This window comes from Butyricicoccus sp. AM05-1 (assembly GCF_003474415.1).
GTDB classification, from domain to species: Bacteria; Bacillota; Clostridia; order Oscillospirales; family Butyricicoccaceae; genus Agathobaculum; species Agathobaculum butyriciproducens.
The window spans coordinates 88,702-109,741 of sequence record NZ_QUDG01000010.1 but is presented as its reverse complement, the minus strand read 5'-3'; the positions used below and the strand labels follow the sequence as shown (position 1 = coordinate 109,741).

Annotated in this window: 18 protein-coding genes and 2 pseudogenes; 14 read left to right on the top strand and 6 right to left on the bottom strand. The window is 48.2% G+C overall.

What is annotated here, in order from left to right:
• Nucleotides 1–2 precede the first annotated feature (2 nt).
• Nucleotides 3–299: a hypothetical protein gene (locus DW088_RS12850; RefSeq protein ID WP_118361123.1), complete on the bottom strand. Its 297-nt coding sequence runs from the start codon at nt 297–299 to the stop codon at nt 3–5.
• A gap of 13 nt (nt 300–312) precedes the next feature.
• A complete protein-coding gene (locus DW088_RS12845) occupies nt 313–1,926 on the bottom strand; it encodes a DNA primase family protein (RefSeq protein ID WP_118361121.1) in 1,614 nt (537 codons plus the stop codon).
• Between the two features lie 171 nt (nt 1,927–2,097).
• Between DW088_RS12845 and DW088_RS12840 the strand changes: the two genes are divergently transcribed.
• The 4 genes from DW088_RS12840 (at nt 2,098) to DW088_RS12825 (ending at nt 5,697) form a co-directional block, all read left to right on the top strand.
• Nucleotides 2,098–2,595, top strand: coding sequence for a helix-turn-helix domain-containing protein (locus DW088_RS12840; protein ID WP_118361119.1), 498 nt, complete (start codon nt 2,098–2,100; stop codon nt 2,593–2,595).
• Between the two features lie 280 nt (nt 2,596–2,875).
• Complete coding sequence (locus DW088_RS12835) at nt 2,876–3,967, top strand: amidoligase family protein (RefSeq protein ID WP_118361117.1); 1,092 nt, start codon at nt 2,876–2,878, stop codon at nt 3,965–3,967.
• A gap of 2 nt (nt 3,968–3,969) precedes the next feature.
• Nucleotides 3,970–4,905, top strand: a complete 936-nt coding sequence (locus tag DW088_RS12830) for a class II glutamine amidotransferase (RefSeq protein ID WP_118361115.1) — start codon at nt 3,970–3,972, stop codon at nt 4,903–4,905.
• A gap of 234 nt (nt 4,906–5,139) precedes the next feature.
• Nucleotides 5,140–5,697 carry a recombinase family protein gene (locus DW088_RS12825; protein WP_118361113.1) on the top strand — a complete coding sequence of 186 codons (558 nt, stop codon included), beginning with the start codon at nt 5,140–5,142 and terminating at the stop codon, nt 5,695–5,697.
• Here DW088_RS12825 and DW088_RS12820 read toward each other — a convergent pair.
• A complete protein-coding gene (locus tag DW088_RS12820; RefSeq protein WP_118361111.1) occupies nt 5,689–6,132 on the bottom strand; it encodes a helix-turn-helix transcriptional regulator in 444 nt (147 codons plus the stop codon). The genes DW088_RS12825 and DW088_RS12820 overlap by 9 nt on opposite strands.
• Before the next feature lie 97 nt (nt 6,133–6,229).
• Here DW088_RS12820 and DW088_RS12815 point away from each other — a divergent pair, with 97 nt between their 5' ends.
• Nucleotides 6,230–7,450 (top strand): tyrosine-type recombinase/integrase, encoded by a 1,221-nt coding sequence (locus DW088_RS12815; RefSeq protein ID WP_118361109.1) that lies wholly within the window; start codon nt 6,230–6,232, stop codon nt 7,448–7,450.
• A gap of 51 nt (nt 7,451–7,501) precedes the next feature.
• Here the strand turns inward: DW088_RS12815 and DW088_RS12810 are convergent, their stop codons facing one another.
• Nucleotides 7,502–9,181, bottom strand: a complete 1,680-nt coding sequence (locus DW088_RS12810) for a hypothetical protein (protein ID WP_147356570.1) — start codon at nt 9,179–9,181, stop codon at nt 7,502–7,504.
• Nucleotides 9,182–9,264: 83 nt separating this feature from the next.
• On the opposite strand from DW088_RS12810, the pseudogene DW088_RS12805 reads away from it, so the two are divergent.
• The 6 genes and pseudogenes from DW088_RS12805 to DW088_RS16570 form a co-directional block, all read left to right on the top strand.
• Nucleotides 9,265–10,326 (top strand): annotated as a pseudogene (locus DW088_RS12805) (DinB/UmuC family translesion DNA polymerase); the annotation flags it as partial.
• A 387-nt stretch (nt 10,327–10,713) separates the two neighbouring features.
• On the top strand, nt 10,714–12,117 hold the full coding sequence (locus tag DW088_RS12800; RefSeq protein WP_118361104.1) for a YfcC family protein: 1,404 nt from the start codon (nt 10,714–10,716) through the stop codon (nt 12,115–12,117).
• Between the two features lie 81 nt (nt 12,118–12,198).
• The gene (locus tag DW088_RS12795; RefSeq protein ID WP_158574692.1) at nt 12,199–13,395 is read left to right on the top strand and encodes an amidohydrolase; all 1,197 of its coding nucleotides are present in this window, start codon (nt 12,199–12,201) and stop codon (nt 13,393–13,395) included.
• Between the two features lie 3 nt (nt 13,396–13,398).
• Nucleotides 13,399–15,069, top strand: coding sequence for a M28 family peptidase (locus tag DW088_RS12790; protein WP_118361102.1), 1,671 nt, complete (start codon nt 13,399–13,401; stop codon nt 15,067–15,069).
• Nucleotides 15,070–15,090: 21 nt separating this feature from the next.
• The gene (locus DW088_RS12785) at nt 15,091–16,101 is read left to right on the top strand and encodes a succinylglutamate desuccinylase/aspartoacylase family protein (protein WP_110435970.1); all 1,011 of its coding nucleotides are present in this window, start codon (nt 15,091–15,093) and stop codon (nt 16,099–16,101) included.
• Nucleotides 16,102–16,805: 704 nt separating this feature from the next.
• Nucleotides 16,806–17,270 (top strand): annotated as a pseudogene (locus DW088_RS16570) (N-terminal phage integrase SAM-like domain-containing protein); the annotation flags it as partial.
• On the opposite strand, the gene cas9 reads toward DW088_RS16570, so the two are convergent.
• Nucleotides 17,270–19,192 carry a type II CRISPR RNA-guided endonuclease Cas9 gene (cas9, locus tag DW088_RS16400; protein WP_118361100.1) on the bottom strand — a complete coding sequence of 641 codons (1,923 nt, stop codon included), beginning with the start codon at nt 19,190–19,192 and terminating at the stop codon, nt 17,270–17,272. The pseudogene DW088_RS16570 and the gene cas9 sit on opposite strands and share 1 nt — an antisense overlap.
• Nucleotides 19,193–19,498: 306 nt before the next feature.
• Nucleotides 19,499–19,864, bottom strand: a complete 366-nt coding sequence (locus DW088_RS12770) for a helix-turn-helix domain-containing protein (protein ID WP_118361098.1) — start codon at nt 19,862–19,864, stop codon at nt 19,499–19,501.
• A gap of 146 nt (nt 19,865–20,010) precedes the next feature.
• On the opposite strand from DW088_RS12770, the gene DW088_RS12765 reads away from it, so the two are divergent.
• Genes DW088_RS12765 through DW088_RS16785 form a run of 3 tightly spaced genes read left to right on the top strand, consistent with a single transcriptional unit; the run spans nt 20,011 to nt 21,040 of the window.
• Nucleotides 20,011–20,397 (top strand): hypothetical protein, encoded by a 387-nt coding sequence (locus DW088_RS12765; RefSeq protein ID WP_118361096.1) that lies wholly within the window; start codon nt 20,011–20,013, stop codon nt 20,395–20,397.
• A gap of 48 nt (nt 20,398–20,445) precedes the next feature.
• Entirely contained in the window at nt 20,446–20,700 is a 255-nt protein-coding gene (locus DW088_RS12760; RefSeq protein WP_118361094.1) for a hypothetical protein, read from the top strand.
• Entirely contained in the window at nt 20,681–21,040 is a 360-nt protein-coding gene (locus DW088_RS16785; protein WP_118361092.1) for a DUF2085 domain-containing protein, read from the top strand. The genes DW088_RS12760 and DW088_RS16785 overlap by 20 nt, the downstream gene beginning before the upstream one ends.

The window sequence follows — 21,040 nt, the reverse complement described above, 5'->3', positions numbered from 1 at the left end:
AATCAGACCTCCGTATTGCCTAAGTACTGCTGCATGAGCGACCGGACCGTGATAATACGGCCAAGCGGCAGTTCGAGTGGAATAGGAAGACCGGGTGCAATCTCTCTTAGGTGGTTCAGCGCATCGTGCTGTGCGTCTAAGTAAGAGCAGTGTGAGATTTGACGTTTAGGAGAGCAGATGTACTTCCGGAAACATTCGTTTGCCTGATCCCAGTTGTAGGCGATCATAACGGCATTGCTGCCCTTGAGAACATAGTAGCGGCCATTTTTGCTTTTATAGTTATTTTTATGCTTACCCATAATTTGTTTCTCCTTATTGGTTCGATAGTTTAATTCCAATGTACCCATTGTGGGTCTTGTCACCGATCCGTATTTTTTTCGGCTCGACTTTATTCGCAAGCTGGCTGCGCAGTATGCGCGAAAAGCGTGTCCGATCGGTTATGATCGGCAAGTCGTGTTTCACGCAATAGGCGGTGCAGGCTTCATGCAGGTCTTGTGTAGAAGTAAAGCTGTTGTCACCGGTCAGGATACAGCAATCATTTAGAAATGCAGCAATATTCTGGTTCTCGGCCACAGGCGATGCGTAGGACTGGGATAACAGTTGATCGACGAGGGCCTGTCCTGCAAAGATGTACTTGTCCGCAAGCAGACGGTGATATGCGTGGATTGCGCGGAGAAAGATGCCGTCCCGCTCGGCAAGGATTTTCTGTGTGAGTAGATGATCCTGCTGTTCCGTAGGGATAGAGAACCGAAAAGGTATCACCACCATGCGGGATAACAGCGCCGTATCTTCTTCGGCCATCCGAATCGGAAAGTTCGATGCGAACACGAGATTGATCGCTGGTGCCATGGTTGCAAGCGGCTTATACTTTTCCTCCACTGTCATAAGATCGCGTCCTGTGATCTGTTTGAGCGTTGCAACGGCCTGTGCCGAGAGCGTACGATTAGGAAGATCACCGCAGATATTGAGCTTCTTTTCAATCAGGGCTGCACCGGAAAAACGGTCGCCAAGACGGTAAAGATCAAGTGTGCTCACAGCTTCGGGATTGAACATAGAGCGCAGCAACTCAAGCAGCACGCTTTTGCCGCTGTTGCTGACACCTTGCAGCAGGAAGAATACCTTACCATCGGTATCACAGGCAAAAATATAGCCGAGCATTTGCCAGATACGCATTTGCAGAGCGTAATCATTTCCGGTGATAAAACCTATGAAATTGTCAAAGTGCGGCGTACCATGGCACAGAGTAGGCAGCGATACATTCAGACAATGCGTGAAAAAGTAGGCAGGAGTATGCGGCGATATGGTGTTCGTTGTCATATCATAGATACCGTTCTGGATGCAGAGCAGCGAATGGTTGCCTGGTGGTTCAGCAAGCAGCTTGGAATTGCTGAGCAGGAAGACTTCGATGTCCTCGAAAACCCGCTTGCTGCTGTGTTTTTCAATGTCGGCAGTACAGAGAGAACGCATCAGGCGGCGCAGTTCACCGGTCTGCAGCAGATGATACCAGCCGTTCTCGTACCAGTAAACGTGCTCTTGATAGATTCGGATTTTACCGGTCGAGGCGATGCGTTTGGCGATTGCCGCTGCATTAGCCGCTTTGGGACGCTCTATTACGGGAGGGACAGGAGAATGTGTGACTTCGGTCGGAAGTACTTCGGTGCGCTTTTGACGCATTTCCGAGATTTGATGCGCTAAGTTCTGCTTTGCAAGCGTGTTCAGCGAAGATGGTTGCACAGTGATTTGGGGTATCGGTGCAACGCTGGTAAATGGAGAGTTAGGAACCGATGCGACCGGTGGAACAGTGGAAGTATTAGACGGATTCGCTATGCTTGAAGTAGCTTCTGCTGCTTCAAATATGATCGGTGTGAAGTACAGGGGGATTTGTAGTGGAAACTCCGGTGAATCCTCGGAAAGAATGGAATTCATATACTATGATCCTTTCGTGTAGATTTATTCCACTCAAGCGCTTGGTGAGAATAAACAAATGATAATGCGAATTCGTATAATAATCTATTGGCAATCCATATGAAATGGAGTATTATATAAATAATGGAATTCAAGCATGAGCAACGATAAACGAAGGGTGGAGAAGTGAAAATGCCTCCTGCAAAATTTCAAATGTCAGAAGAATTAAGAGCGGAAATTAAAGCGAAAGGAAATTTTTTCGATATTTCAAAGTATTTTGTGGATAAATGCTATGAGATAAACGGTATTGAAGAAACACATCAGGCTTATGCGGAGCGTTTGAGGCAAGCGCGAGAAGAAAAGAGTTATTTACAAAAGGGTTATTCACAAAAGGATTTGGCAAAAGCTATTGGTTGTTCAGTTGAATGTATTTCACGGATTGAACGCAAAAAGAATAAGGATATTGATGTTGAACGCTTACAAGTACTCGCCTATATATTGAATGTAACACCGCATTATTTGATTGGTGCAGTGGATAAGAAGGATCATTCTGCATTTTTTAATGAAGAACGGAATAAAATATGTGAACTGCAGAAAGCGATTGATTTCTACACTGACAAAGACTTAAAAATTGCACGAGAATATGTTGCGAAAGACCGTCTAAAACAGGTGGCTGAGATGCAAAAATAAGCATTGTGCAATTTGCCTTGCTTGAATTGAAAAAATGGTCTGTTCCGCGTTCTGCGTTCCGCATAGATACTTTTTCCACAGTGTATAATAAGAATAATAGTAATAATAAGTATAAGTGTAAAAAGTATACCGTCAGAACGCGGAACACAGAAGATTTCCCCCATTTATGTGTGCAGAAATGGGGGATTTGTACTATTTCCGTAAATAAGAGTATTTTCAATTACATATTATCTCCATGAAGTATCAACAACCCAACAAATACTGAATGGAGGAAACCAAAATGAAAGATACTCGAATTTGCGACAACTGTGGTGCAGAGCACCCGATCAGCAAGATGTTTGAGGTAGAGGGCGACTGGCTCTGTGAGGACTGTGTAGATCGTTTGACAGTAACCTGTGACCGCTGCGGCGATCGCATCTATCAGGAAAGCGCCATTGAGGACGATCATCACACGCTCTGCGAGGGCTGTTTTGACGAGCACTATGTCCGCTGCCACGACTGTGGCTGCATCCTGCGCAGCTACGATGCATACTTTGATGACGACGATCATTCCTATTGCTCGGACTGCTGGGACGAGCATGAGGGCGCGATTCACGACTACAACTATACGCCCGACCTTGTGTTCCACGGCAAGGGCCTGCGGCATTTTGGCGTAGAGCTGGAGATTGATGAGGGCGGCACGGTGAACAGCAACGCACAGAAGTTGCTCGACATTGCCAACGCAAACGCCGAAAACTTGTACATCAAAACCGATGGCAGTCTGGATGAGGGTCTTGAACTTGTTACACATCCCATGACGCTGGAATACCACCTGAACGAAATGCCGTGGGAACAGGTACTCTGTAAAGCACAGCGCATGGGGTATCTCAGCCATGCCGCCGGCACCTGCGGCCTGCACGTTCACATCTCTCGCCTGGCCTTTGGCTGTACTTACGAACAGCAGGAGGCCGCGATTGCCCGTCTGCTCTACTTCGTGGAAAAGTTCTGGGCAGAGCTGCTTCGATTCAGCCGCCGTACGCAGAGCCAGATGAACCGCTGGGCGGCTCGGTACGGTATTCGCCTTACGCCGTCCGAGCAGATGAGCCACGCGAAGAATTCCTGTGCCGGGCGTTATACGGCGGTCAATCTTACGAACTCTGACACGGTAGAAATCCGTATGTTCCGCGGAACTTTGAAATTAAACACACTGAAAGCCACTTTGCAGATGGTCAACCATCTTGTCGAGGTGGCTGTTTCTTTGTCCGATTATCAGGTACAGGACATGAGCTGGTTTGACTTCCTCGACGAAATCAAGGAGCTGGAACTTATTCAGTATCTTAAGGAACGCCGCCTGTATGTCAACGAACCTGTCACCGCAAGCGAGGAGGAATGAGTATGTGCAGTCTGTTTGGCTTAATCGACTTTACGGAGTGCCTGAGCACTCACACAAAGAACAAAATTCTGAATACCCTCGCCAGAGAGTGTCAGGTGCGCGGCACGGATGCAACCGGCATCGCCTATAACTTCAACGACCGCCTGCGTATCTACAAACGTCCGATTCCCGCTCGGAAGATGAAAATCCATATTCCGCACGGCGTGAACGTTGTCATGGGACACACCCGTAAGACCACACAGGGTAATGCACAGTTTAACCAGAATAACCACCCGTTCCTTGGTCATGTTGACAGCAGTGCTTTTGCACTCGCGCATAACGGCGTTCTCTGGAACGATAAGGAACTCCGCGCTACGGAAAATCTTCCGCTGACGAGCGTAGAAACAGGCAGCTACGTTGCCGTTCAGCTTTTAGAGAAAAACAAAACCCTCGACTTTAACAGCCTGCAATTCATGGCTGAAAAGGTCGAGGGTTCTTTTGTGTTTACGGTACTGGATAAGAACGATGCTATCTGGTTTGTGGTTGGCGATAACCCGCTGTGCTTCATGTTTTACGACGGCTACCTGCTCTACGCTTCCACACAGGAAATCCTGTGCAAGACCATCAAGAAGTTAAAGCTGAACACACCCTCTGACATTCTGGAGCCAAAGGAGGGCGAGATTTTGAAGATTGACCGAGCGGGACATATCACTACCGGCAGCTTTATGCCGAAAAACAGCTATGAGCATTGGTGGCGGCGTTATCCCTATTACTGCAGTTACTACGAGGATACGACTGCGAACTACGATGACCTGTTCAGCGTGGCGAAAGCATTCGGCATAACGGCAGATGAAATTCAGGCATTGCTCGACTACGGCTGTTCGGAGGAGATCGAAGAAATGCTTTACGATCCTACTCTGCTGCACGAAATGACCGGTGAGCTGTTATACGCATACTAAGGAGAGAGGCGAACAATATGGGCTTATTCAGCGTGATCTGGGTACTCGGTGAAGTGCTGGAAGCATTGGACGAGTTACTCGATCTGGCCGATGATGTGTAGTTTCAAAAACGCCTGACTTTCGGCACATTGATTTTGAAACGAGTTTTGGAACGAAAACTGCCCTCGGAATACCACATCCCGAGGGCAAATTTTTTTGTTTCATAAACGAAGATTTTTGCAACAGGAGGACGATATGAAGCACTATAAATTCGGATATGCCCGTGTCAGCACCGAACAGCAGAACCTTGCGCGACAGCTCGATATGCTGTCGCAGTACGGCGTGGACTACATTTTCAATGAGAAAATGACCGGCACAAAACGCGACCGTCCGGAGCTGAACAAACTGCTCGACCGTATGATGGAGGGCGACACGGTGGTGATTGAGAGCCTGTCCCGCTTGGGCCGCAGCACGAAAGACCTGATTGAGCTGGTGGAACTGTTCCGCGAACGCGGTGTGCATCTGGTCAGCCTGAAAGAGCAGATCGACACCTCCACACCGGCAGGCAAGTTGCTGTTTACGCTGATGAGTGCCGTCGCGCAGTTCGAGCGTGATGTGATTGCAGAGCGCACCAAAGAGGGTTTGGATGCCGCCAGAGCACGCGGCCATATCGGCGGCAGACCGCGCACCAATGCACAAAAAGTCAAGCAGGCTGTGAAGCTCTATCATACCAAACAGTATACCGTTCGGGAGATTGAGGAGCTGACCGGGGTGAAAAAGGCAACGCTGTATCGCAGCCTGCGCTCACTCTAACAACGGCTGGTTCTGTGCCTCCAATTTGGTATTGCACGCAATGATGCCGCATCGCTGGTACAGACACTCTATAATGACCACATCACGCGCGTTTCGCGGGTACAGCACAGCATGGCCTGCGGCTTTGAGAAGCGCCTGCGTTTCCTCTACCGTAAGCTGAAAGCCAAACGCAAGCTGTATCAGCTTGTCCCGTGTCGGTGTATAAGTACCGTCGAAAAGCTGGTAGCCATAGGTACGCGCCAAGCCTGCCGCACGGATTACTGCCGCCCTTGTCAACTGTTTACGTTCCAGCAGGTCCGCTAATAGCTCCGGTACGGTTTTATTCTGCAACTCGTCAGCGTTCTCCTGAACAAAGGCTGCTGCATCTGGCTTGCTGCGCAGAATATCCATCAATTCGCCTGTGGTCTTTTCCAACTGTATCACCGTTTCTGTCATCTATTGATTTCCATTATAGCACAGAACCATTTCACCTTAAAATCAAATTCTAACCCGATCCGAACTCATCAGTAAAACCGCATCGGAGGCATTACAGATGAACAACAATAAGAAGACTAAGAAAAAGCGTCACAACGGTGAGGGCAGTATCCGCCAGAAACCGAATGGGCGCTACGAAGTCCGTATCTCCGGCCGAGATATGGAAACCGGTAAATCGACTCGTATTTCCAAGTACGCCGATACACTTGATGAAGCTGTTGATATACAGCACGCTTTGAGTGTCGCTATGGTACAGACACCGCAGTATTTACAGAACAATACGACCGTAGGCGAATGGCTGGATAACTGGCTGACGACGTATATGCAGCACACGCTCAAGCAGTCCACCTATAAGAGCTATGAAACCTATGTCCGCAAGCATTTCAAGCCGTCGCTCGGCACTATCAAGCTGAAAGAGTTGACCCCGCGTACGCTCCAGATATTCTACAACTACAAACAGGAGCAGGAGAACTTATCTCCCAAAACCATTTCCAATCTGAATATGTGTTTGCATAAGGCTCTCGCACAGGCACAGTCCGAGGGACTGATTCTCTCCAATCCGTCCGGCAGTGTAAGCCTGCCGCCGCTCATCAAACCGCATATTGAGGTTTTGACCCGTGAACAGCAGGCCCGCTTGGTGCAGGCAAGCTATCAGTTCCGGTATGGCGTATTCGTGCGGATGACCTTGGTGACTGGCTTGCGATTGGGTGAGGTCGTCGGCCTGCGCTGGTGCGATATTGATTTCTATACGAATATGCTTCATGTCAACCAGACGCTCAATCGCTTACAGCGCTATGATGATGACGAGGCCGACAGCAAAACCGAGATCGTTACGCAGACACCGAAATCGCAGAACAGTATCCGCAGTATCCCTATGCTGCCCGAGCTAGTGATGGACCTCCAGAACTGGCGAACCGTGCAGATGCAGGATGCCGCCGCGCAAGGCACTGCCTACTTCGACAGCGATCTGATTGCTACGCAAGAGAACGGCCTCTATGTCGAGCCGCGCCTCATGCGTGAGTATTATCAGAAGATGCTGGCTGCGGCCAATCTGCCGAACTACAACTTTCATGCACTGCGGCACACCTTTGCGACCCGTGCAATGGAACAGGGAATGGATGCGAAAACGCTTTCGATCCTGCTGGGACATTATTCTGTTGGATTCACGCTGGATACCTATGCCCATGTGCTGACCGACCAGAAATGGACCGCAATGCAAACGATGGCGAATATGTATAATATGGAGCCGCCGCTGCGTCAGCCGATTCAGTTCTTTTGAGAAAGAAATAAAGCTGCCCAAGCGGACAGCTTTATTTTTTTTGCCTAAATCTTATAGTAATTTCTTCAGCAATCGATCCATCTTTTCATACTGTCCTGCAGAATCTATTCCTTCTATTAAGGGGAATATTTCTATAAATGGATAGATTTCAGTGCCTAATATTTGCTTATCATATGCTGTTTGCAGTCGTTCCTTAGACTTGCATTTACCATACATAATACAAAGACCGCATACTAATTCATTTTCCTCGATTGGACTAATTGAAAATAAATACTTAAACACCAAATCTTTTACATAATAGCGTCGTACACTACTATAATCACTAAATTTTGCATCTACGATCATATATTGGGAATCGCCATTTTCTTCAATTTTAATCAGAAAATCTGGCACATAGTAATGACCGCCTTGTCTACAGTCATCTTCATTACCCGCATACACAGATATAGAATTATTTCTATACAACCCGATACCATTTACAGAGCGCTGATCTGTATCAAAAATTACAGGCTGATAATATAAAGTAATCCTTTTCTGACCATTTTTTAATACAAATGTATTTCGTACAGAAGTATTTTTGTATTTCCATCGTTTTGATACCGGATATACGCAACGTCTAGAAGACTCCAATGAATACCCTCTATCTCTGAAATAGCAAAGGAATTTCGCCAAAAGATAACTTTCATACAAAGCTGAAATTTTAATAAAGGAGAGCATAAAATGTTCTTTAGAAAAATTATATATTCCAAAACTAAACCATTGATGAATTCTAACGAATATTCGATTATATTGTGGAACGGAGAGAAAAATTGCAGTCGGTCTAGGGGGTACTATATGTTGATCTAGGGGGATACGAAGAATATCACTATACATTCCCCATAAATATGTAAATTTTTCAGACAATTTCTCCAACTGAGTCTTTCCATCTTCTATCATTTTTTTTGTTTCAGAAAACATAAAAAATGATGAATAAATGTACTCTGAGCTATAATCTTCATCATTGGGGATTTTACTTAATAGATTACAGCAATATCCTTGCAAAGATTGTACCGAATCAATCATATTCCTTAGAAATGCTAAAATCACTCTGTTCTCATATATATCATATGAGCGTGTGTTTTGAACAGTTTCTGTTTTCTGTGGTTGATACACACGATTTCCAATAAATATACCTTGCGTACTATTTACTTGCCGCAAGTACTCTGGATGCGTTGCTGTATATGACAGCGTTCCCTGCGTCACATATTGTATTCGCTCTAGTCTCTCAATTACAGACATCTTTTCCAACTTGAATCTGCTATTAGCTTTGAAATATCCATAACTACTCTCATATATAGCTGCAATCTCTTCTGCTAACAAAATCTGTGTCGCAAGACTACGGTACCCATTCTCTTTAAGCCCAGATGGTTTTTTCGGTTTGAGTTCTCCATTTAACAAAAGCCATTCTTGATTATTATAAACAAATCTAGCCATTGCTTCTACCGAATTATTAAGTTCCTCTCGTCGCACCAAAATCGGTAAATACTCTGAATTCAGCGTACATTCTTGTCCATCTACTAATATAAGCGTAATAGACAACTCCGCAAACCCATAACAATCTAGAAAAATTCGTCTATTGCTTATCCCTCGACTAGGAAAATAAATTCGTCCATTATTGTAAACAGAGGACTCAAGCACATCATTGACATATACACGAACATCAGCAATTCGGTTCAAATCTTCACAATTCAATCGCATTTCATAACTTAAATCAGCGAAAATTTTATTGTTATTGCCCGTAGAATTCTCTATAATATGCTCTAGTCCAGCTTGGCGATTATCTATCCACCTACAAACTTACCCCCAGAGAACTTGCAATGAAAATTATCCTGGATGTGATCGAGAATACCGGAATTACAGCCACCGCAGGTATTGGTACGAATCTTTATTTATGTAAAGTCGCAATGGATATCTTGGCAAAACATATCCCTGCGGATGAGAACGGCGTGCGCATCGCAGAGCTGGATGAGATGACCTACCGTCAAACCATGTGGTCGCACCAGCCACTCACCGATTTCTGGCGGGTTGGACGTGGATACGCCAAGAAGTTAGAGGCACACGGAATGTTTACCATGGGCGATGTTGCGCGAATGTCGGTATGCAATGAGGATCTTCTTTACCAGCTCTTTGGGAAAAACGCTGAGTTGTTGATTGACCATTCGTGGGGCTGGGAACCCTGTACCATCCAAGCGGTTAAGGCATATCATCCCAGTGAAAACAGCCTTGGTTCCGGTCAGGTCCTGCATTGCCCGTATTCCGCAGAAAGGGCTCGGTTGGTGCTGAGAGAAATGGCAGAGCAACTGGCACTGGATTTGGTGAGTAAGAAGCTGATGACCGACCAGATTGTTCTGACGGTCGGCTATGACATTGAGAACCTAACTGATCCGGCACGGCGAAATCGTTATCATGGCCCAATAGTCAAGGATCACTATGGCCGCGAGGTTCCAAAGCACGCCCATGGAACCGAGCGCCTGAACGATTATACCTCCTCTACAAAGAAAATCATGGGGGCAGCTACAGCGCTCTTTGATCGTATTGTGAATACCGACCTCATGGTGCGGCGACTTAACATCGTTGCGGGTCGGGTGATTTCAGAGAGTGAGGCGATGACCAGAGAGGGCGAATTTGAGCAGATGGATCTGTTCACCGATTATGCTGCCGTTGAGGCTCGTCGAAAACAAGAGCAAGCAGAACTGGATCGGGAGCGAAAAATGCAGGAGGTTATGCTCACTATTAAGAAGATGGTGCCCATACGAACTATGAATTATCGGCGCATAGACCGCACGGTTGCAGGACATATTCGACCCATCCGTTACATCTGTACCCTCAGTCTGTGAGGGGGAACATCGTATAGGAGAAGGCGGCAGCGGGATGAATCTGCTGTGGCTGCAGATAAACTTTGCGCGCTTCCAAGCTGAGGAGTTTATACTGAATTTGGGATGGCCGCTATGCCCGTGTCAGCCTGCCCAGTGGAAACTTCAGCAGCACACACGCTTCTGTAACGGCTGTGTCGGCTGACAGAAGCGTGGAATGGGCTGGAACTTTCATCAGTTTTTGTGGATACAGTGGTCAAAACATCCATAGACTCCCTTGAGCCGCTGGCGGCTCAAGGGAGTTTTTTACGATAAATTCAGATTCCTCGATAAATCTCGATTTGCCCTTGCATAAAGAAAAAAATAAATGTATAATTATTAGACACTTGATTGTGAGGAGTGCAGAGAAGAATGTCCATTGAAACGTCGAAAAAGAAAAAAGGCATCCAGATGCCCCACACGTACATTATTCTGTTTCTGATCGTGTTGGTTGTCTGCCTGCTGACCTACGTGATTCCTGCCGGCCAGTTTGAGCGCCAGGAGGATGCCAGCGGCCGTATGCTGATTGTACCGGGTACATACACTCAGGTGGAATCGTCACCGGTTTCACCGCTGGAAATCCCCATGGCTTTTGTGAGAACTCTGGGCAGCTCCAGCGTAAACGAGATCATCTTCTTTATTTTCATCATCGGCGGCGCCTTTGAGCTGATTATGCAGACAGGGATGATTACCGCCTTTTGTGCCAAGCTGGGCAAGATGTTTGCGGGAAAAGAAAAGCTGCTCATCCCCATCTTCATTACGGTCTTTGCCGTAGGCGGCTTCACCATGGGAATGTCTGTGGAGGTTCTGGTGTTTGTGCCTATTGGGATTGCAGTGGCCAAGGCAGTGGGCTATGATACCATCACAGGTACAGCCATGATCGCCATGGGCTCCATCGTGGGCTTTACGGCGGGCATCTATAATCCCTTTAATGTGGGTGTGGCTCAGTCCATCGCGGGTGTGACTCCCATGTTCTCCGGAGCCTGGTATCGCTGGATTATCCTGGTGGCGTTTATTGTTGTGACCAGCCTGTATATTATTCATTACGCGGAGAAGGTAAAGAAGAATCCCTCCAAGAACCTGATGGGGAACGAGGATTCCAACCTGGAGGATGTGGATGTATCTGCGATTGAAGTGACCGGACGGCACAAGCTGATCCTTCTGGCCGTTGTCATCGCGCTTGCCGTTTTGATTTACGGCGTGGCCTACTTGGGATGGTTTATCACCGAAATGGCTACTTTGTTTTTTGTGCTGGGTGTGGTATGCGGTATTCTGGCCGGGTTCAGCGGCAACAAGATCTGCGATCTGTATGTGCAGGGCATGGCCAATATCACCTTCGGTGCGATGATTGTGGGAGTGGCCGGTACGATCAATACCGTTATGGTGGACGGCATGATCATTGATACCATTATCAATGCCTTGGCCAATGCGATTGTGGCACTGCCCAGCTCGGTAAAGATCATCGGTATGTTCCTGGTGCAGAACATCATCAACCTGCCCATCAACTCTGGTACGGGCCAGGCGGCAGCCACCATGCCGATCATGGCGCCTGTGGGCGATCTGGTGGGCCTGACCCGCCAGAGCACTGTGCTGGCCTTCCAGCTGGGTGACGGCCTGACCAATGCCATCTACCCCACTTCGTCCACCATGCTGGGATTTTTGGCTGCGTCCAAGATTCCCTATTCCGTGTGGCTGAAGTACGTCATTAAGCTGGTGATTTTGCTCAGCCTGGTTTCTATGGCCTTCCTGGCTTTGGCTGTGGTGATCGGTTACTGATCCGTTTAGAGCTGGCCGCCGCAACTGCATGGCGCGACGGCAGGATATTATAAATTTCAAAGATATAGGATGGGACATGCCATGGAAGAAATTCAGAAGCAAATTGCGAATATCGTTTCAGAGCTGATGCCGCAGCTGTGCGCGCTGAGCGACGAAATTTTTGATTACGCCGAGCCGGGCTATGAGGAGTACCGCTCCTCAGCTGCGCTGACAAAGTGGCTGCGAGCCCACGATTTTGAAGTAACCATTCCCTACGCCGGGCTGGATACGGCTTTTTGTGCCGTGTACCGCCACAAGGGAGGGCGGGCTGCCGGAGGGCGCGCAGTAGGATTTTTAGGGGAATATGATGCGCTGCGGGGCCAGGGACATGGCTGCGCCCACCATATGCAGACCCCTGCCATGATCGGCGCGGCAATGGCCCTGCGGGGAGTGCTGGAGTCTTCGGACCAGCCCTTTGAGATCCATGTGATCGGGACGCCCAGCGAGGAGTCGCTGGACGGAGGCAAAAACGAGATGGCCGCCCACGGCGGGTTTGACCATATTGATGTGGCCTTCATGGTGCACGGCAGCACATTGACCCAGCTGGAGACGCCCTCTCTGGCTCTGATCGAGATGGATGTGGAATTTCACGGCAAAACCGCCCACGCGGGTATTGCGCCTTATGCTGGGCGCAGCGCAGTGGATGCGGTGACCATGCTGCAGACAGGGCTTGGGCTCATGCGCAATCACCTCAAGGATTCCAGCCGGGTGAGCAATATTGTGCTGGCTGGGGGGACGGCAGTCAACTCCGTGCCCGATTTTGCCAAGGTTAAGGTAGAGATCCGCCACTCCTCCATGGCGTATCTGGAGAGCGTGGAGCAGTGGACCCGGGAGATTGCCCAGGCTGCTGCCATGGCTACCCAGACACAGGTACAAATTACCCCTGTGGCGCATATTTACAACACCACCATCAATGATGCCATGGGTGCGCTGCTGATGGAGTGTGCAGAAAAATTTGCGTGTGACGGAATTGCTCCGCCCCGGAAGGACTGCGGTTCTACCGATTTCGGCGCGGTGACCCACCGGTTGCCCAGCTGCTGCCTGCGGGTAAAGACTATCGAGACAGATGATCCTCCTCACACGGACGCATGGGTAAAGACCGGGAAAGAGGCGCGGGCTCATCAGGGCATCTATGACGGTGCTGTGTGCTGTGCACTGGCTGCCTTCCGCCTTGTGACGGATGAGGCTGCCTGGCAGGATGTGTACCAGTGTTTCCTTGCGCACCAAAAGGAGAATTGAGGAATGGAAGAACTCTCACGGGAATGCCTGATGGAGACACTGGATGTGTTTTCCGGGCTGAAGCGCATCGGCGGTTCGGAAGATGAGCACCGTGCCTGCGGCTATCTGATCAAGAAGCTGCAGGAATGGGGCATTCCATGCCGCGTGTATGAGTGTGACGGATATGTCTCCACTCCTATAGAAGCGTCAGTTACTGTAGAGGGGATGGATCAGACCTTTGAAGCCCTTCCCCGTTCCTTCTCCGCCCATTGTCCGGACGGAGTGACCGCCCCCTTGTTTTATGATGTCCATGCCCACGACCAGCTGAAGCCCAGACAGGAGCAGGATTGGTACGCGGGGGCGCGGGGCTGCATCGTGATTGGGGACAATTTTTATGAGGACTATGTTCAAAAGCTGCGGGGATACGGTGTAAAGGGCCTGATCCATCTGTGGACCAGCGAGGAGCCTGTGCTTCACTACGAGACGGTCAGCCCTGTGTGGGGCACCGCGGAGCCTGAAAACGGAAAAACCTATCCTGATTTTCCGGTGGTGGGCCTGAGAAGCTGTGACAGAGAATCCATACTGCCCTTGCTGACGCCTGGAGCCTGCAGCCGTACCGCGACGGTGCGCAGCGTACTGCAGTGTGGATGTGTGCGTCTTCAGATCCCTGTAGCCGAGCTGGCCGGTGAAACGCCGGAGTATGTGCTGGTGGGCAGCCACTATGACTCCTGGGATTATGGTGTGACGGATAATGCCACCGGGAATGCCGCTGTGTTGGAACTGGCACGGGTACTGTCCCAGAAGCAGCTGCGGAGGGGTGTCAAAATCGCGTGGTGGCCGGCCCACTCCAACGGACGGTATGCCGGGAGCACTTGGTACTGCGATGAGCAGTTTGAGGACCTGGATGCCCGTTGTGTGGCGCTGGTCAACATGGACTCTCCCGGCTGTATGGGAGCGCAGGAGATCGGGTTTTCCACGTCCGGTGTGGCAGGGGATACCCTTGGGGATATCCTGCGTCGGTGCACCGGGCAGGCTGAGGTGGTGATCCGCCCGCTGGGGCGGGGATCAGACCTGTCATTTTTCGGGCCGCGCATTCCCATCCAGGTGTCCTTTGACTTTTATCAGGCGCCGCCCAACCGTGGCCGCTGGCACTGTGCAGGCAGCGGCGGAGGCTGGTGGTGGCATTCCGTGGAGGATACCATGGATAAGGTGGACCCCCAGCTTCTGATGAGGGATACACGGGTGCTGGTGGAGCTGGTAAAAGAGTTTGCCGATGAAGCGCATCTTCCCTTTGACGCGGCAGGGTGTCTGGCGCAAATGAGAGATACTGTGGCAGACATCCGGACCCATTGCGGCGATGACTTTGATTTCGCTCCTGTAGAACGGGCACTGGAGGAGCTGGACAAGGCCTGTGCCGGGCGTATCTGCTTTTCCAGTGACAGACAGGCGAAGGAGGCAGGAGGCCGGCTGACGAGACTGCTGTGCAGTGCCTGTGATGAATATCACTTTGACAACACATTTGCAGTGGGCCTGCTGCCCGGTCTGCAGCTGGTCAGGGGCAAGCACCGCAACGACCTGCCACCTCAGGAATTTTTGTATTGGCGGACAGCCTTCCGCCGGCAGGTGAACCGCTTTGTATCTGAGTGCACAAGCATTGTCCAAGCACTGAACAACGACGCGGACAGTGTGGTATGATAGAGAAAGGGGATATGGATTATGCAGACCAATATCAAAGAGTATGACGAATCGTTTGATCTTACCCAGGCACTCCAAAAGAAGGGCACCAAGGAATATGGTTTTATTCATTTGGCCCAGCGGGCCAACGGTTCATGGGTGAATATTCCCATTATGCTGGCGGTGGGCGCCCAGGACGGTCCCACGTTGGTGGTGGATGCCTGCAACCACGGCGACGAGTATGAGGGTACTGAGGGAATTATCAAGACCTTTGAGGGGCTGGATGTATCCAAGATGAAGGGAAGCTTCATTGGAATCCCTGCCCTGAATGCAGAGGCCTTTGCCGAAATGAAGCGCTATAATACCCTGGACTTTGTGCCCCAGGATCTGAATCGCATCTATCCGGGCGGAACCGGCCCCATGACGGCTTATGTGTGCAGCTGGTACTGTGAGAACATCATCAAGAAGGCTGACGCGGTGATCTGCATCCACGGCGGCGGCAACAGCGAGTATCTGGAGCCTGTTGTGCTGTACTGCGGAGAGGAGTCTCCTGTGGCGTATAAGTCCCGTGAAATGGCCCAGTGCTTTGGCTTTAAGGTCTTGTGGAAGAACACCCGCTACGCGGAGAACAGCGGAATTGAGGATGAGTATGCCTATCAGATGGGCATTCCCTGCATTACACCCGAGATCGGCGGACAGTGCACCCGCATGTATCAGCGGGATGAGCACAAGCAGATGTTGGAGACCGGAATTCGCAATGTGATGACCCTGCTGGGGATTCTGGAGGGCAGCGTGCCCGCCAATGAGGGCGTACACCACTATGACATTGATTATATCTATAACCGCAACGGCGGGATTCATGTGCCTGTGAAGAAGGCAATGGATTCTGTGCGTAAGGGCGACACGCTTTCCATCATTACGAACCTGTTCGGAGAGGAAGTGGATCGGGTCATTGCTCCCTTTGACGGTGTGGTCATCGGGTACTGGACATATTCTGTCTGTCCTCCTCATGGCTGGGTATACATGGTTGGCAAGCCTGTGGATGGGGAGTAAAGCGCCCAGATCCATGCATCCTGCAAATCGAAGTGCCAGTTGAGTATCCTAGATACGAACAGGGCAGAAGCAGAGTGGGCTGTACATGGCCTGCAGAAATGAAAAAGGGCACCCTTTTGGATGCCCCAGTCTGTCGAAAAAGTCCAGCGAAAGCTGGGCTTTTTCGTTTGTAAACGGGAAAAATGAGTGGTGAGGGATGCTGAAACGGGGAAAAATGGGGCACAATGACCGGGTGTCTGGACATGCTGACAGCCAGCTTAGCTGGTGGTTTTGACTTGAGCTTATGCAATCAACAGCTTCTTATTGTTGGATAGACAACTTGATTTTCTGATAGGTGTTCCAATCAATGAGGTTTTGTTTGCGAAGGACCTCATTGAAGTAATCAAACCAGATTCGTTTCGTCAAAGCCTCGCGGCTTGGTTTTCTCATACGCAGGCCCCCTTTGCTACAGTATGCCTGATCTTTTGGGCGGTCATACCTGGCATGATGATAAAAAATGAATCTGCTCATTTTCCAAGGAGCAGGGCCTGTGCGAGGGTAATTGGGCCCCTTTGGGTGATCGACTGCACTGAGATTGTTCCGTAGGGTAAGGTTGTATCTCATATACCGCTCTTGTTGCTTTGTGGATGGCGATGGAACATATATTCCAGATCTGGCTCTTTTGTGGACAGGATTCCCGCTTGTAATCTCTGGTTGCTTAACATATGCCAAAGCGACGAGCAAACGGGGAGGGAAATATCCGCAAACGAAAGGACGGACGCTGGGAGGGTCGGTACACAGTCGGTCACGATCCAGAAACAGGAAAGGCCATCATTAAAAACGTCCTTGGAAAGACGCAAGCGGAAGTCAAGGAAAAGCTGAAGAAAGCCATCGAGGAAAATGTGGGCATCGACTACGGACGGGCCAAGACCTACACCGTGGGTAACTGGTTAGAAGTGTGGTATGAGAACTATGCCAAAATCAAAATGCGCCCATCCACCTACCTGACCTATCATGGCTACATCGAAAACCACATCAAGCCGCAGCTCGGCAAGATCCCGTTGAATGATCTGACGACGCTGCATCTGCAACAGTTCTACAAGAAATTGTTGGCAGAAGGGCGGGTAGAGCGAATCGAAGCACAGAAGCAGCCCAAGGGACTGAGCGCCAAAACAGTGCGCAACATCCATCAAATCATTTCCTCTGCCCTGAAGCTGGCAGTCGAGCAGCGGCTGATCGCCCACAATCCGGCAGACGGCTGTGCACTGCCGAAGGCGGAGCGCAAATCAGATTTGATCTTATCATCAATTCCGTTGATAGAATCTATATTTGTAGCTTTAGAAATCCAGCCTTTTGATTTCAGATATTCATAGATTTTCTTTTTAGTGACTTTGCCTTTTTGCTTGGAAACAGGGTGTATGAACATATCTTTAATCAACTGCTTTTTATGCTCTGTAGAAAGCGGTTGACCATCAATTTTTAATGGATTTAATTCGTTGAGCAACATATACTCGCTATATAGTAAAGAATCCTTAGGCAGAACAGGGTCACCTGTGTAAGTACAGCGACCGATTAAATTAACGAGAAATGCTTCAGCTGAACATTCGAGATCAATTAGCCGATTAAAATTCCAAGGATAAATTTTTTCTTTGCTACCAGTCTCAGAACGAACAGCCCAGTGATGTGCTGCTTTATCATTTAGTGGACCGACAAAATACGGAACACGGAATTCAAATGTTTTTCTAATCTTTTCAGCGGGAGTGTAACCATCACTTTGCTGTTGCACCAGAAAAGGTAGATATGAAGAAGCATTTTTCAATATTGCATCTAATTCGCGCAGTTGAAGCTGATAGGGGATAACTCCATTTTCAGAGCTTCGCAAACGCGGCAGAAAAGAACCATCAACGATTTTTTGATATATAGTTGCAATGACAGGAGATTTGGATTCCGCCATTTCAGGCAAAGACTTTTTTAGGAATTTGCAAAAAGCCTCCTGTGAGCAAGTGTAATCGCCGCTTTTATGATGATATTGGCTATAGGCAGCATAATTATCAAGCTTGTCCTCTTTGTCACAAAAAATAGAGTTATATCGTTCAATGCAGTGCGCCTTAATATAATCTTTAAGTGCTCTTAAGTCAATGTTATTTTGCTTATATACAGCAATTTTGGCATCGCAAAGGTATCTGTGCGTACCGATAATTTCCGCAAAGCGTGCGGCATCGTATACATCTTTGGCAGCAGTAACTACGGATATATGATCATCTAATACCTCACAAAGTTCATTGTAATTTGCGTCAAGATCATTTTGCAGCGTAATTTTCTTGGCATCTTTAAATCGGTCATCACCGAACAGATTGGAGAGTGCAACAGACCTTCCTGCCAGCAATTCAGAAATGTAAAAGGGAGAAATTCCGGCTTCATTTTTGCTGGGCTTCTTTAGACCTTCGGTAAGTAAAGCTGCCTTTTCCGTAACTCGCATATTAGGAGTTTTCAAAATGTTTAGATAATTATCCATATTGTGCGGAACAAAATCCAATCCGTATGCATCTGATAAAAGAGTACAAAAATCATCGAACTTATCCCTTAAAGATGAGTCATTGTCCGATGTTTCCGATATTTCGTAGAGGAAATGTCCCCGTGATTTCATCAAATGATGTAGTGCAAGATAGACAAGACGGACATCATGCGAATCTGTGGAATGTGCTAATTCACTGCGAAGATGATATGTGGTTGGATACTGGGCGTGATAATCGCAGTCATTAAAATTGGAATCGGAGAATAGAGAATATTTAGAATTTATACTTTTATCTTCCTGCCATAAATCACTCTCATGCATACGGGCTAAAAATTGAGGATCCTTTTCATTTAATGCAGGAGCAAAGAGCATTTCTAAAATATCAAGACGTTGTTTTCTGCGCTGCAAGCGACGCCTTGCAGCACGATGAGTACGGCGCTCTGCAGCAGTTGATGCATCGGGGAACAGACGAACACCCCACATGGCTTTTCCTTTAGTTTTTAGAACATGATACATTGTATCCGTGACGGCCCAGCCGACAGAACTGCTGCCGGCATCTATTCCGAGATAATAAGGAATCTGTGTTTTTTCTTTCATTTTCTTTATCTCCCTGATTGACAAATTGATGATTGGGGTGGATAATAATAGTGTACCAATGATTTACTACCATTAGGTATTACACTACAAGTTCAAATAAGCTTTTAGCGCAAGCGCCGTGTATGCGGCTCCACAGTGTGTGGAACAAGAGATCTCTTAGGAGATCTCTTTGTATTTTGTCCAATTATTTTGCGACAATTTAACTTTTATTGGTTTAATATTACCACAATGGGCATCGAATAGCAATGTTTTACAATGTGTATAAACTACAAAATATAAAAGACTGACTGATACCACATAAGTATATCAGTCAGTCTTTTTGTTTTCTTCATCAAAACGGCGGCGGAATATGCGAATGATGCGCAGTATGTCCTTCTGCTCGTCCAAAGTCATGGAGGACAACTGTGCGTCGATTTTCCGTTTGATCTCATTGGTTTCCGGTTGTTTCTGCGGGACTTCCTCGACCGAGCCGATCAGTTCATAAAACGATATGTCCAACGCAGTGGCGATACGGTTCAGCGTTTCAATCGTCGGATTGCGCAGACCGCGTTCGATTTGTCCCAAGTGTGCAGCGTTCAGACCTGCTTTGAAAGATAATTCTTCCAAGCTGATGCCCTGTGCGTTGCGGAAAGTCCGGATTCGTTTGCCGATTGCAGCCGAAATATCAGTCATTGGCAACACCTCTCATACCATCATAGAGGTAGTTGTTCCAATCGGCAAATTGATATATACACTTGTAAATAGTGATTGTTATATCATTTACAAATGAGGCTGGAAATGATATACTGTGCATAAGAAAGCAAAGGGGAGGGGATCGCGTGAAGTGTCCAAAGTGCGGTTCGGAAAATACACAGTATGTGGCTGTCCATCATTCAGGCAGCAACGGATCATTTACCGATGCCTGCTGTGGCATGATGATTTTCGGACCAATCGGTATATTATGTGGTCTGTGCGGAGCAAGTCCGGGATTTACTGATGATTACTGGGTATGCCATTCCTGCGGTAAAAAGTTTCAAGCGGGGACTGCACAAGCAGCAGAAAAGGCTCGGCAGGAGAAAATTCAGCAGGAACTTAATGCGAAAGCAAAACGAAAAGCACTGCTGTCAGCGGCGAATCCTGCCATACTCCAGAATATCGACAACGAAATGATAGAAGCAGAAAACCGCTATAAGGCTTTGAAAGCTCGCCTGAAAGCGGATAAGTAGGCATTTTTGCAGGAGCATCCGGCTTGTAAGGTACAGAATACATTCCGGATGATTGGGAGAGGAATCATCATTGCATTGATGGGCTTTATAGCATTTCTGGCTATTGATATGGACGAACTGATTACGATAATTATCTGGTTTCTTGCTGCAATGGTGATTGGAGTAATGTGCATGATGCCGCCGTATTACATAAAGCTATCACCAGCCTTAACCGAGTTAAACGAAGCAGTCGAAAATGCAAAGAAATATAAAGAGTATTTAGATAGACTGAAAAAGGCTCGTGATGAAGAAAACGGTGTATGAATGGCTGATGGCAGTCGGCCATCGAGCAGGCTGTCATCAACGCGCAGACAGGAGCTTTTACTGGAAAGGCAGGAAGTTTCCGCTGTGTGCCCGCTGTACAGGTGTTCTGGTTGGATATATTCTCGCTGTGCCAGCGTATACGGTTTGTAGAAAGAACGTGAGCGTGTATGCCGTTTGCTGTATCCCACTGGTGATAGACGGTTTAACTCAGCTATGGGAGTGGCAGATGTCTACCAATCGAAGAAGATTTGCAACAGGCGCTTTAGCGGGATATGGTATCTGCTCTATGGCGATAACGTTGCTGTTATTCGTAAAAAATTTAATACTAAGGAGTTGGTAA

Excerpts from the sequence above, each read along its gene's own strand:
- DW088_RS12850 (WP_118361123.1), bottom strand. The coding sequence starts at position 299 with ATGGGTAAGCATAAAAATAACTATAAAAGCAAAAATGGCCGCTACTAT.
- DW088_RS12845 (WP_118361121.1), bottom strand. The coding sequence starts at position 1,926 with ATGAATTCCATTCTTTCCGAGGATTCACCGGAGTTTCCACTACAAATC.
- DW088_RS12840 (WP_118361119.1), top strand. The coding sequence starts at position 2,098 with ATGCCTCCTGCAAAATTTCAAATGTCAGAAGAATTAAGAGCGGAAATT.
- DW088_RS12835 (WP_118361117.1), top strand. The coding sequence starts at position 2,876 with ATGAAAGATACTCGAATTTGCGACAACTGTGGTGCAGAGCACCCGATC.
- DW088_RS12830 (WP_118361115.1), top strand. The coding sequence starts at position 3,970 with ATGTGCAGTCTGTTTGGCTTAATCGACTTTACGGAGTGCCTGAGCACT.
- DW088_RS12825 (WP_118361113.1), top strand. The coding sequence starts at position 5,140 with ATGAAGCACTATAAATTCGGATATGCCCGTGTCAGCACCGAACAGCAG.
- DW088_RS12820 (WP_118361111.1), bottom strand. The coding sequence starts at position 6,132 with ATGACAGAAACGGTGATACAGTTGGAAAAGACCACAGGCGAATTGATG.
- DW088_RS12815 (WP_118361109.1), top strand. The coding sequence starts at position 6,230 with ATGAACAACAATAAGAAGACTAAGAAAAAGCGTCACAACGGTGAGGGC.
- DW088_RS12800 (WP_118361104.1), top strand. The coding sequence starts at position 10,714 with ATGTCCATTGAAACGTCGAAAAAGAAAAAAGGCATCCAGATGCCCCAC.
- DW088_RS12795 (WP_158574692.1), top strand. The coding sequence starts at position 12,199 with ATGGAAGAAATTCAGAAGCAAATTGCGAATATCGTTTCAGAGCTGATG.
- DW088_RS12790 (WP_118361102.1), top strand. The coding sequence starts at position 13,399 with ATGGAAGAACTCTCACGGGAATGCCTGATGGAGACACTGGATGTGTTT.
- DW088_RS12785 (WP_110435970.1), top strand. The coding sequence starts at position 15,091 with ATGCAGACCAATATCAAAGAGTATGACGAATCGTTTGATCTTACCCAG.
- cas9 (WP_118361100.1), bottom strand. The coding sequence starts at position 19,192 with ATGAAAGAAAAAACACAGATTCCTTATTATCTCGGAATAGATGCCGGC.
- DW088_RS12770 (WP_118361098.1), bottom strand. The coding sequence starts at position 19,864 with ATGACTGATATTTCGGCTGCAATCGGCAAACGAATCCGGACTTTCCGC.
- DW088_RS12760 (WP_118361094.1), top strand. The coding sequence starts at position 20,446 with ATGATTGGGAGAGGAATCATCATTGCATTGATGGGCTTTATAGCATTT.
- DW088_RS16785 (WP_118361092.1), top strand. The coding sequence starts at position 20,681 with ATGAAGAAAACGGTGTATGAATGGCTGATGGCAGTCGGCCATCGAGCA.